The sequence below is a fragment of the Chlamydia buteonis genome, from assembly GCF_900634605.1.
In the GTDB taxonomy this organism is placed as follows: Bacteria; Chlamydiota; Chlamydiia; order Chlamydiales; family Chlamydiaceae; genus Chlamydia; species Chlamydia buteonis.
Genome location: NZ_CAAAFM010000001.1, coordinates 120,313 through 132,093, shown reverse-complemented (window position 1 = coordinate 132,093; position 11,781 = coordinate 120,313). Strand labels below are relative to the sequence as shown.

The following is an 11,781-nucleotide window of genomic DNA, read 5'->3' as shown; positions in this document are numbered from 1 at the left end:
TGTCTATTGGTAGAGGCTGCGAACGGCATCATGCTCTGTTTGTAGTATTTGCAAGAGAAAATTATCCATATTTTTCCAATGGTCTTTTACCTCTTCAATAGATCGGGTGATTTCATCATGTTCCATGCGGAATATCTCTTTATAGTTTTCTGAGAATGTTCTTGATGCCGTTTCTTTTAATTCATAGATTTTAGACGAGGTTTCTGTAAGTTGTGATAGGGAGGAACAAATTTTGCCAGCACCTTTGAAGAAAGTATGTGCTGTTGCTTTTTTCCACAATCCCGTATGCCGCTGGATGAGTCCAAGAATCTGTTTGCCAGAGATTTCTCCGATGATAGGAGCAGCAGCACCTATAATTCCTAAAGTTGCTGTAGCAATTCCTAACCATTGAGAAATCTTAGCTTGACTTTCATAACTTTCAATAAGTTCTTTGGCTTTTTCTAAAAGATGTTTTCTAGCTTCTAAACGGGCGAGATTTTCCTGTTCTCTGCTGTTCAACATAAGCTTCATAATTTCTGCACAGATTCTGAGAATATCTAGATTCGATACCCGCATATGCATCAATGAGCTTAGCTGAGCTTCTGTAAGGGCGAATTCAACAATCTCATTAGGTAAACTGCAAGATTGCGTATAATGAAGAGACATTTGATTAGGAAGCTCTTCAATAGCAAAGTCTTTTTTCTGTTTATGATGATGTTGCTCTTGCTCTTGATGTTCTTGTTGTCCTTTTTCTCCCTGGCTTTCTTCTTTTTCTTGAGATTTGGTATCGAGACGTGTTTCCGTAATTTCTTTTTGTACATGGCTGAATAGAGCCAGAGGACTGAGAGAAGACGTAGAAGGTTTTGGCAAAGAAGGTGAGGATTTTGCAGATTCTTCTGAAGTTTTAGTAGAGTTTTTAGAGCTATGTGATTTTATTGTTTCCTTGTCGTAGGTGTGAACTTTAACTTTTGTTGAACACAGATTAAGAGAAGACTTATCTCGAATACCTCCATCTTCTTTAGATTCTGGCAGGTTTAAGAGTAATATTGTTGTTTTTGCTATCAGACTTGCATCTTTAGGAGCTGGGCAAGAAAAAAATACTGAGCTCGATTGAGTTTTTTCTTCTTTTGCTGAGGTAAAACTAGAATACAGGCTAGCTTGTTGTAAAGAGGGGTTTCTCTCAGTTGAAGAAAATGTATCCAGTGATTCTTGTGACGATAGATTTGGTAGAGATGAAGACTTCATCAACACACCATTTTTTGCCATTAGAGTTTCTAAAGGTGCAGGTTTGTTTTGAGGGGAAAATTGCGAAAATACCGAACCTGATTGGTTTAATAAGCTTAGACAGGCATCCGACATCGAACGCAAGATAGCCATCTGGCAGCAATCAGGAACACTAACCTCAGCGTCTGTTGTTGAAGATGCTTCAGTTGCCGATTCTGTAGCTAGTAAATCGACTTCCGCACTCTCTGAAGTTGTACCGGTTGTTGCTGAACAAGATGCTGTCATAACATTCCTTACAAAAGAATTTACCTTAGAGATTCCAGAAACATTCTGTCGATTTCTCTGCACAACTGTAACACGCGCGCGAGATTTTCGAAAGAATCATGAAGACTTTCTAAGATTTCTTGAGTACGAGAGAGGTAATCATCCCTTTCTAAGTTGAGCAGTTCGATTTTTGTTTCAAGAAATACATAGTGGGACTTCATTTTGAATAATCTTGAGCGCATCCACAGCATAGCCCCGCGTAGCAGGCTTAAAGCTCCTTCTAAAGCGGGGCCTATCCCACGCAAGGCTCCTTCAGTAAGTTGAGATAGACCGAGATTTTCTATCTTTAAAGTGGCAAGGGATAATACAACTGCAATTACATAAAGAACAATTTGTACAATTTTCAGTATTTTTTGTTTTATTTGCCTATCTTTTCCTGGGATTAATTTTTCAATAGCTTCCCAACCGTTTAAAGCATCCAATAAGGTGAGTGTTAGTGTGATAAGACCGGATAGCAAACTTACCCAAGAGAAAATCCCTCCACCCATAACTATAGCAACAGTAGCGATTCCCAAGGTTGTCCAAGGCACAATCCATTCTACAATAGTTGCTAAAGAGCCCCAGCGTTGCGCTTGCTGTTCCTTTTCGATAGATTTTTGGATTTGTTGAATACGCTCTATATGTGTTGCTTCAAGTTCTTTTTGCATAGTTTCTACACAATCTTTATAGGATGCATAAGCTGAAAAATCAGAGAGTATCCCTTGTTTTGTTAGTAGGTAACCTAAGGTAAATATACCAACAGAAGGAGGATTAATAATAGGAACAACAGAAGCTGCTCGCGTTTTTTTATTTTTTTGGGATTTTTTAAAGAAACATTTTTGAGGATGCTGTTTTCCTGGATGCTCATCCTGTGATAATCCTTTGCTATATTTTTCTAGAGGCGATTTTAGAGTTAGTCGATGTTCTTCTTTATTACGCAAATCAGAATCCCGAGAAGAAAGAAATGTCTCCTCGGATAGTATTTTATATTCTGTATCTTCTGTAGATTCACAGCACGTTTTAGATCTTTCTAAATCATGTTGAGTTTTTGGTTGTTGTTTATATTGTATATGCGTGCCCGTGTAGGGAGTTTTTTCAGAAAAGACTCTCTTCTCGACAGTTGCTTCTTCAAATTTTGGCATCATTAAATCTTTGAGAAGAGCTGACATCGATTCTTTAGAATTTTTTTGTGAAAAGAGATTCCAAGGAGAAGACGATGAAGTCTGTTCTTTTTTAGGCAATTGTGATGCTAGAGAACTTCCAAATTGTAGGATTTTTTCTCTAGGACTTACTGGGGTAAGAGGTTTATTTGTGACAACTTTCTCTTCATCTTTTGTAAGCAATCTCTCACATTGCTTGTTGATAAAAATTTTTGTTAAGGATTTCCCAGAAGATTCTGTAGCTTGAGTAATCGAATACTTTATGCTCGAAGTGGCTTCAGATTGTTTAGGAGTATCTGGGATATACGGCTGTTGGTTTAAGAGGATTTCTGTAGATTGTGCGAGCCAGGAAGACATAGTCAATTCCCCATAGTTATGGGATTATGCATGGTTTTTTATATCCAAGATTTCTGCTTTTAGTTCTTGGTAAGCGCTATGATGTTTGGCGCGTTCCCATGCAAGCTCTAAAGCTTTATTTGCGTTCTCGTGCTCATCCATGAGTGTATAGCAAATGTAAGCATAGTAATGAGGATAGGGATCTTTATCTCTTAATAATGCAGTTACTGCGTAGGCATGTAAAGCTTGAGGGTAGAGCTTGCTCATATGTAAAGAAGCTCCTAAAGAAAACCAAAACTTCGAGACGAAAGGATTAAAGAACACTAGCCAACGGAAGGTTTCACTACTTACTTGATATTCTCTATTTAAGTAGGCGTTATAGCCTTCTTTATAAACACGTTCCAGTTCTTCTGAAGAGATTTTGAATAGCTTTTGGTACGTATCTAAAGGAAGATCTTGATTTGGGAAATATCCTGCAAGATAACTTTCCAAATCATCAGGAAAAGGAAAATCTTCTTTGCTAGAGGCTGCTATTTTTTCTAATAAATACGATAAATATGACATTACGGACGCAAGTTGTAAATAAAGGTATCCATGAGTTCTTTGAGGAGTTTCAATACATTGGAGCGTGCCTGGTGACATTGCGAGACTTCTTGAAGATGCCTTTGCATGTCTGTTCTTTCGAGTTGGGTGATTTTCTCCATGTTTTCTTTGCGCATCTGAATATTTTCTTTCAGAAGCTTTTTCTCTTCTTCAGTCCATTGTAACGTATCTGATATCGTGACATCGAGTTTTCTAGCTTGGTCAACAAGAGCTTTCATTTCTGAGTTATCTCTCCAATCAATGGCACCTTTCTCAGAATTAATTTTAGAAATTAATAGAGTTAAAGTGTCAACATTATCTGTACGTTCTTTAACACGAAGATAGAGTTCTTGAGCCTCGGCTTCCGCCTGTCCAAGGATCCTTGCCATCAGTTTCATAAAACGTATGAACACGTTTTCGATTTTTGGCGTTTGAATGGGAGCATACCCTTGAGTAGGAGTTGCTGAAGCAAACAACGACATCGGAGATTGTACTTTTTTCTTAAAGGTTTTTTCTTTCTCAATGTTAATTTCTCGAGATTGACGTACGTCATCGAAATACCGAAGTTGCGCTATAGATAATTGAGAAGATGTCTTTTTACTTTTGTCGACGTTAAACTGCGACTTGAATTTTTTTTCTTTCTGTTTTTCTTGATTATTCTCTTCTTGATGCTGCCCGTCACGTTGTTGATCTTGTTTTTGATCTCGGTTTTCTCGGTCTTGTTTGGACTCTTGAGATTTCGTTGTAAAGATCTGTTGTTCTTTTTTTTCTGTGGTGCAAGCAGTGTAAGATTGATAAGAAATGAGATCACTATCTTTTTCTGTTCGAGGTTGCTGAGATGGTGTAGAAGAATGAGAAGCTCGTGATGTAAATTGTTCTAAGGTATGTGGAATCTTTGAAGAGTTTGCCCAAGATCGGGAATCGGAAGTTTTTGCAGCAGCATGTCCAGAAAACGCTTTTGAGGGCTGTTGTAATGTTTTAGATGAGCCTTGGATATCTTTTGCTGATCTTGGTGCTACTTTCTGAGGTTCATATCCTTTTTGGAGTAAGTTCTGCTCTTGTTTCTGACAACTCGTTTTTTCTTCGCTAGTTGTTTGAAGATTTATCGTTTCTAAAGTTTGTAGGAGTTCGGCGATTTGTATTTCAACTTCAATTGTTTCAGGAGATAAGAATACAACATTATGAGCACAATCTTGAAATAGGTTAGCATTGTTGCTAGCAATCGCAGAAATTTGTGCTAAAGCAAGTGTAGCGAGGGAACTTAACGAAGCTGGTGTTGCTCCTTCTGAAGAAAATATAGAAAGTACAACGTCGCCAGCTGCAGTTTTTAAAATACTGCAAGATGTTGAGGCAGCGGACGAAGAAGTGGCGTCTTCCTTTAGGGTTACATTGGTAGACGGGACTGCTGAAGGCAGGGGTGTATTCATACTAATTTTCGCACGAGTAATTTATGGGGAATAGAAGCGATGAAAATTATATAAAACGTAATTTTCCTGCAAGTTTGATTATAAAAGGGTTAGACTATAAGAGAGAATAATCGAGAATCTAGGGTTTTCTGTTTACAAAAACAGTCAGAGGAATCAAAATGATTCTGCTAGTCATCATAGAGTGTTTTTCTGCCCAGGTGGTGAAATTGGTAGACACGCTGGATTTAGGATCCAGTGCTTCGCGGCATGTAGGTTCAAGTCCTATCCTGGGCATTTCAATGCTTTTTCTTTATAGACACGTCATTAAATTCCCATCCGTAGTAAAATAAAATCTAGAGTTTTAGATTTTTTTGAGGAAGTTTATGAAGAAAAAGCTTCTAGCCCTAGCATGTTTCCTAAGTGCTTGTTTTTCTTCAGCTTTTGGGGGAAATTCCTTTGCATCAGGGTCTGCATTCTTAGTAAAAGTAGTTACTGTTGCAGGATTGCAGTTCCGGGAGCAGAATGGTCATGTGCCCTACAGCTTTTACTATCCATATGAATACGGATATTATTATCCTGAGACTTATGGAGGATATACTGGAACATCACAAGGAAATGAAGATTGTTATTCTCACCTAGAGAACGGTATGTTTTTCTATCAATGTGATTAGGAGAGATTTCTCGGATGATAGGAAAGAAAGTTTTCCATTAGGGTATCCGCTGCTACATGTGTATAGACTTCCGTAGAGGCAATGCGTGCATGACCGAGCATTTCTTGAATTACTCTGAGGTCGGCCTTATTGTCTAATAAATGTGTAGCAAAGGCATGTCTTAGAGAGTGTGGTGAGACGCGTTTATGGGTGAATTGCTTTGCGTAATAATGGATTCTTTTCCATACGCAAGAACGCTCGAGTTTATGTCCGCGTATAGAGAGAAATAGGTGGTGTTCCTCAGGTTGTTTTTTTTGGAGGTTTTCTCGAAAAGGACATAGATAGGCGTCAATTGCTTCGCTCGCAAGTTTCCCTAAGGGAACAAGTCGTGTTTTAGCACCTTTTCCTGTAACGCGAAGAAAGTCATCGCTAACATCTCCTATATGTAAACCACAGAGCTCAGATACACGTATACCTGTAGAGTATAGCGTGTGAAGAATAGCCGTATCTCTAGTAGAGATTATAGAGGAGGTTTTAGTTTGCTTAGGAAGCGCTAAAAGAGTATCCACTTCTTTTGGTGTGAGTACAGTCGGTAGTCGTTTCCAAATTTTAGGATGTTCGATAAGAGGAGGGTGTTCAAGAAGTTTCGCCTCTTTGAGAAATCGAAAAAATACTTTTAAGGCGATCAGACGACGTGCTAAAGTAGCTTCAGCTTCTTTGCGTTTATGTAGCTGATGAACAAACAGATGCACACTGTCTTGAGAGATTTCTGCAATTGATGTAATGGCGTTTATTTTTAGGAATAGGGTAATGTCCTGACAATATGCGGAAATCGAATTGCAGCTAAGACCGCGATCTACTGATAGAAAAAGAGTAAATTGTTCAAGGATGGCATCGCAAAACTGGGCTGAGGTCATAAAATCTAACTTCGGCTGGTATAGTTTTTAGTATAGGTATTTAGGTAGATTTTAAGCTAGGATGAGGTAGACGATGGATAGAAAAGGCTTTTTGGATAGCCCCTCAACAAAGATATTACAAGATTTGGCTGTCGCGCCTATAGATTTAACTGCCCCTGGAATAATTTCACAAGAGCGTGTAGAAAGATTTTCGTTATCTATTGAAGGTTTCACCCTAAGTTATGCTACAGAACGAGTTGATGAAGGTGTTTTATCAGCATTGACGGATTTAGCTTCTGAACGTGGTCTTGTGTCTTCTATGCAGGCGATGCAAAGCGGGGAGGTTGTAAACTATATTGATAATTTCCCCAGTGAGTCTCGCCCTGCCTTGCACACAGCAACACGTGCTTGGGTTAAGGAAATTCCTTTAACAGAGAATGCGGAGGATATTGCTTTAAGATCTAAAATTGAAGCACAACGTTTAAAAGATTTCTTACGTCAGTATAGAGATGCTTTTACTACTATTGTGCAGATTGGTATAGGGGGTTCGGAGCTTGGTCCTAAAGCTTTGCATCGTGCCTTAAAAGGTTGTTGTCCTTCGGATAAGAAAGTCTATTTTGTTTCTAATATCGACCCTGATAATGCAGCAGAAGTTTTACAGGAGATAGATTGTTCTAAAACTTTAGTTGTGACTGTATCGAAATCAGGAACTACACTAGAAACTACTGTTAATGAAGAATTAATAGCTGATTATTTCTTAAAACAGGGGCTACACTTTCGCGACCACTTCATTGCTGTTACTTGTGAGGGTAGTCCTATGGATGACACAAGTAAGTATCTTGAAGTTTTCCATATTTGGGATAGCATCGGAGGGAGGTATTCCTCTACATCTATGGTAGGCGGTGTTGTTTTAGGCTTTGCTTATGGATTTGATGTTTTTTTTCAGCTCCTTGAAGGAGCTGCAGCTATGGATTTAGCTGCTTTGGAACCGCAAATGATTGAAAACCTTCCTATGCTAGCAGCGATGTTGGGAATTTGGAACCGTAATTTCTTGCGTTGCTCTACCTCCGTGATTGTTCCCTATTCTGCGGGTTTAGAGTATTTCCCCGCTCACTTGCAGCAATGTGGTATGGAATCAAACGGAAAAAGTATTGCTCAAACTGGGGAGATAATAGGATTTGCTACAAGTCCAATTATTTGGGGAGAAGTCGGTACCAATAGCCAACATTCCTTTTTTCAATGTCTACACCAAGGTAGCGATATTATTCCTATAGAATTTATTGGTTTTCTTGAAAATCAGAGGGGAACAGATATAGTCATTTCTGGATCTACCTCTTCCCAGAAACTTTTTGCTAATATGGTCGCGCAATCTATAGCTTTAGCAAAGGGGCGAGAAAATACTAACCCGAATAAGAGCTTTAGAGGAAATCGTCCCTCTTCTCTTCTTGTTTCCGAGAGACTTACTCCTTACACTTTGGGAGCTCTTTTGGCTTTCTATGAGCATAAGATAGTCTTTCAAGGTTTTTGCTGGGGCATTAACTCTTTCGATCAGGAAGGAGTTACTCTAGGAAAAGATCTAGCAAACCAGGTACTGCGAATTATGCAGGGGCAGGCTAAAGAGGGGGCTTGTCTTGAGGCAGAAGCATTGTTAAAGCTTTTTAACAGTGCACAGAAGAAAAACTCCTAAGGCTTTTTACCGGAGGGAAACTCATTTTCACTCAGTGTTTTAATAGTTTTTATGATATAATAGCGTCTTCATTTTTAAGCGATGGATGGAAACGCTATGTTTTTTATTCGTGTGCGTTCATTAGGTTTTTTAGATATTCACGGTGTTTTATCTACGCGTAAGGGAGAACAGGTGATGAAATCTCGTTCAGGGGTTTGGGTAGGCGCGCGAGGAGCAATTTTCTATCGTATAGCTTCCTGATCGCATTTCTTAATTTTCAACAGTTCTCAAGACACAAACGTTTTTCTTTTTATCTTTTTCTCAGCAATATTTTTTTCAGCATACTACCTTAATTTTACTCAGATATCTTTGGTATTTACCGGGTTTATGATGACAACTAGGGTTTGACAGAAACGTTAGTAAAGCATAAGTCTTGGTATAGAATTCAGATGCGGAGTATTGTGGATAGGAGCGTAACGCTTGTATTTATTTCGCCTCTTGACATGGTTTTAGCTTAGGAATTGGTTTCTCCTAGCTATCACAAAATAGACGTACTTGATTTTGTTTTTATTTAAGGATTATAGTGTTTTTTTTAGGGAGGCGTGGTTATGAAACTAACGCGTACGGTTAGCGTTGCTGTTACAGGGGGGACAGGGCAAATTGCTTATAGTTTTTTATTTGCTCTAGCTCACGGTGATGTTTTTGGTAGTGATTGTGGGATAGATTTACGTGTATATGACCTCCCTGGGTTAGAGAGAGTGCTTTCAGGTGTTCGTATGGAACTTGATGACGGTGCTTATCCTCTTTTGCAGTCTTTGCGTGTTACAACTTCCCTAGAAGATGCGTTTGATGGTATTGACGCTGCTTTTCTTATAGGAGCGGCACCGCGAGGTCCTGGTATGGAACGATCAGATCTTTTAAAGCGTAATGGAGAGATCTTTTCTCTTCAGGGATCTGTTTTAAATACTTCTGCAAAGCGTGACGCAAAAATTTTTGTGGTTGGTAATCCTGTAAATACTAATTGTTGGATTGCTATGAGCCAAGCTCCAAGATTGAATAGACGGAATTTCCATTCCATGTTGCGGTTAGATCAGAACCGTATGCATACAATGTTGGCACATCGTGCGGAAGTGCCTTTGGATGAAGTTTCCCACGTTGTCATTTGGGGCAATCATTCTGCAAAACAAGTTCCCGATTTTACTCAGGCGTTAATCTCAGGAAAACCTGCTGTAGAGGTTATTAGTGACCGCGATTGGCTTGAGAATATTATGTTACCCTCTATTCAAAATCGAGGAAGTGCCGTTATAGAAGCTCGCGGGAAATCCTCAGCAGGATCTGCTGCTCGTGCTTTAGCAGAGGCGGCACGCTCTATTTTTCTCCCTAAAGATGGAGAGTGGTTTTCTACTGGAGTATGCTCTGACTATAATCCCTATGGTATTCCTGAAGATTTAATTTTCGGTTTTCCGTGTCGTATGCTGCCATCTGGGGATTATGAGATTGTTCCTGGATTGCTTTGGGATACCTTTATAAAAAATAAGATTCAAATTTCCTTGGATGAAATTTCTCAGGAAAAAGCCAATGTATCTTTGTTATAGCACAAGTTAATGGGGTGATTTATGACTCAATCTTTTGACGTATTAAGTCAAAATGCTTTTAAAAAGATTTTTAACAAACAGCGATTTCTTTTTATTTTTTCTAGTCTGTGCTGTTTTGGTTTTGTTTTTTCTATATTTTTAAAATTATGCTCACAATTTGTTCTTAGTTTTTCGCTATCAACATTAGGTTTGGGAGCGTTTTTCTCTTCTTTTAGTATTGTGTGTGCTTCTGCTGTGGTTGTACAGGCGTTATTAAAACAAGAATCTGTTGGTAATGTAGAAAAAATCACAGCGACATTTCATAAGAATTGGAAATCTCTGTGGTTATCTTTACTTGTTTCTATGCCATTTTTTATTGCTATGGTTGTAGTAAGTACAATAATTTTGTTATCGATGTTTTTAAGCTCTTTGCCTTGGATTGGTAGAGTTTTCCATACGTTGTTAATTTTTGTTCCCTATCTTTCAGCAACAACTTTGATCTTACTATTTCTAGGTGCTTTCATATCTTTATTTTTTTGCATACCTGTGCTTAGCGATCATGAAAGTGTTGATTATATGCAGTTATTAAGTTGTTTTAAAGGTAACGTGTTGAAACAGTCTATTGGATTTATCATAGCAGCGACACCTTTAGCATTGTGCAGCTGGCTCGCCTTAGATTCGTTTTATTTGATGTCACATCTTGTGTGTTTATCAGATATGAATACAGGGTCGTTTTTAATGGAAGTCTTGGTATTGGTCATGCCCATAGCTCTTATTCTTACTCCAGCTCTTTCTTTTTTCTTTAATTTCTCTTTTGATTTTTACTTAATGAAGCAAACCTCTCAAGACAATCTGATTAAAGAGTAAATAGGAACTCTTTAGCTATATAAGCTGTAGATTGTTTTAAAACAGCTTGAGCTAGCATGTCTCCGGTAAGGCCATGATAAAGTAGACCTTTGGATCCTAGACCTCCTAGGAACCAAAGGTTTTCTTTTATCCTGCTAATCAATGGTAAACGTGTAGAGCTTGATGAACGCATGCCCGCATAATAATTTAGGATAGTAGCATCTTTAAGAGCTGGAAATAGGGAGAGAACAGGGGGCATGATTTCGTTATAGGCAACATTTTCATCAGGAACAATTTCGGGTTGATTATGTTCGAAAGTAGATCCTAAAATACAGGTATTGTTTTCTGTGTTTGCTACCATATACTTATGGCCATTGATGCTGAATTGTGGCATAGCCAGATCCTTAGGCCAGGAAATTTCTACAAGCTGGCCTTTTACATTGGATAAGGGAAGTTTTTGTAATTCGGGAAGGAAATGGGCATTAGCTCCTGGTGTAACGATAATATGCTCATAAAACTCTTCAATATCAGAGATGTTTTCTATAAGCTCATCGTAAAACTGGGTGCCAAGATTAGCGCAAGCATCCCAAAGACCATTAATATAAGCGTTATTATTTATGGTTACACCGTTCTTTATGAACAAAGCTCCGAGATTAGAAACAATACCAGGGACAGTCATCTCACAACGTGCTTTCTCCCACCACTCGAGTTCATTAGGAAATTCCTCGACACGCTTCATAAAAATCTCCGCCTGTTCATCATCTACTGCTGGGCGGATGATCCCACGGGAAAGAACAATAGGGGTATGTAATGCTTTGCTAGCTTCTGTGATTAAGCTATGAGTAGAGGTAATTCCTAAATCGGCTAGGGGTGGTTTAATGGCTTTCTTCCCAGTAAATCCGTGAAGAAGACCTGAAGACAATCCCGAAGCCCCATGACCTAGAGGAACAGGATCAAAAAGATCAATAGTTGCTGTTCCCTGAGAATGCAGTAGTAAATGCCAAGTTACAGAAAGCCCGGCATACCCTGCTCCTAAAACTGCTATACGCATAAGTTTACCTTGAAATCTAGGATCTGAATTTAGAAATTCACTCTATATCTCTCCTGAGGATAAGCAAATAATGCATTAAATAACAGAGAGGAATGTGGAAGGGAATGG

General features: G+C 38.7%; 11 protein-coding genes and 1 tRNA gene. 6 read left to right on the top strand and 6 right to left on the bottom strand.

The genetic code is table 11. The annotated features are described in order from the left end of the window. Positions 1-3: 3 nt before the first annotated feature. Genes E1N70_RS00590 through E1N70_RS00575 form a run of 4 tightly spaced genes read right to left on the bottom strand, consistent with a single transcriptional unit; the run spans position 4 to position 5,011 of the window. Positions 4-1,488, bottom strand: coding sequence for a hypothetical protein (locus tag E1N70_RS00590; RefSeq protein WP_131743661.1), 1,485 nt, complete (start codon positions 1,486-1,488; stop codon positions 4-6). Between the two features lie 20 nt (positions 1,489-1,508). Next, positions 1,509-3,023: a hypothetical protein gene (locus tag E1N70_RS00585; protein ID WP_165478206.1), complete on the bottom strand. Its 1,515-nt coding sequence runs from the start codon at positions 3,021-3,023 to the stop codon at positions 1,509-1,511. Positions 3,024-3,047: 24 nt separating this feature from the next. After that, positions 3,048-3,566 (bottom strand): SycD/LcrH family type III secretion system chaperone, encoded by a 519-nt coding sequence (locus E1N70_RS00580; RefSeq protein ID WP_131743659.1) that lies wholly within the window; start codon positions 3,564-3,566, stop codon positions 3,048-3,050. Beyond that, a complete protein-coding gene (locus E1N70_RS00575; RefSeq protein WP_131743658.1) occupies positions 3,566-5,011 on the bottom strand; it encodes a hypothetical protein in 1,446 nt (481 codons plus the stop codon). Before E1N70_RS00575 ends, E1N70_RS00580 begins: the two co-directional genes overlap by 1 nt. A 191-nt stretch (positions 5,012-5,202) precedes the next feature. Here E1N70_RS00575 and E1N70_RS00570 point away from each other — a divergent pair. Next, positions 5,203-5,284: transfer RNA gene (locus E1N70_RS00570), tRNA-Leu, on the top strand. Between the two features lie 89 nt (positions 5,285-5,373). Next, entirely contained in the window at positions 5,374-5,661 is a 288-nt protein-coding gene (locus E1N70_RS00565) for a hypothetical protein (RefSeq protein ID WP_165478205.1), read from the top strand. Here the strand turns inward: E1N70_RS00565 and E1N70_RS00560 are convergent. Then, a complete protein-coding gene (locus tag E1N70_RS00560; RefSeq protein WP_131743656.1) occupies positions 5,658-6,557 on the bottom strand; it encodes a site-specific tyrosine recombinase XerD in 900 nt (299 codons plus the stop codon). The two genes, E1N70_RS00565 and E1N70_RS00560, sit on opposite strands and share 4 nt — an antisense overlap. Positions 6,558-6,630: 73 nt before the next feature. Here E1N70_RS00560 and E1N70_RS00555 point away from each other — a divergent pair, with 73 nt between their 5' ends. The 4 genes from E1N70_RS00555 to E1N70_RS00540 all read left to right on the top strand — a co-directional run bounded on the left by E1N70_RS00555 (position 6,631) and on the right by E1N70_RS00540 (position 10,643). After that, positions 6,631-8,223 carry a glucose-6-phosphate isomerase gene (locus E1N70_RS00555; protein WP_131743655.1) on the top strand — a complete coding sequence of 531 codons (1,593 nt, stop codon included), beginning with the start codon at positions 6,631-6,633 and terminating at the stop codon, positions 8,221-8,223. A gap of 96 nt (positions 8,224-8,319) precedes the next feature. Next, on the top strand, positions 8,320-8,463 hold the full coding sequence (gene ltuA, locus E1N70_RS00550) for a protein LtuA (RefSeq protein WP_006344315.1): 144 nt from the start codon (positions 8,320-8,322) through the stop codon (positions 8,461-8,463). A gap of 347 nt (positions 8,464-8,810) precedes the next feature. Then, complete coding sequence (locus E1N70_RS00545; protein WP_131743654.1) at positions 8,811-9,797, top strand: malate dehydrogenase; 987 nt, start codon at positions 8,811-8,813, stop codon at positions 9,795-9,797. A gap of 21 nt (positions 9,798-9,818) precedes the next feature. Then, positions 9,819-10,643 carry a hypothetical protein gene (locus E1N70_RS00540; protein ID WP_131743653.1) on the top strand — a complete coding sequence of 275 codons (825 nt, stop codon included), beginning with the start codon at positions 9,819-9,821 and terminating at the stop codon, positions 10,641-10,643. On the opposite strand, the gene E1N70_RS00535 is transcribed toward E1N70_RS00540, so the two are convergent. Continuing rightward, positions 10,633-11,673: an FAD-dependent oxidoreductase gene (locus E1N70_RS00535; RefSeq protein ID WP_131743652.1), complete on the bottom strand. Its 1,041-nt coding sequence runs from the start codon at positions 11,671-11,673 to the stop codon at positions 10,633-10,635. The two genes, E1N70_RS00540 and E1N70_RS00535, sit on opposite strands and share 11 nt — an antisense overlap. Positions 11,674-11,781 lie beyond the last annotated feature (108 nt).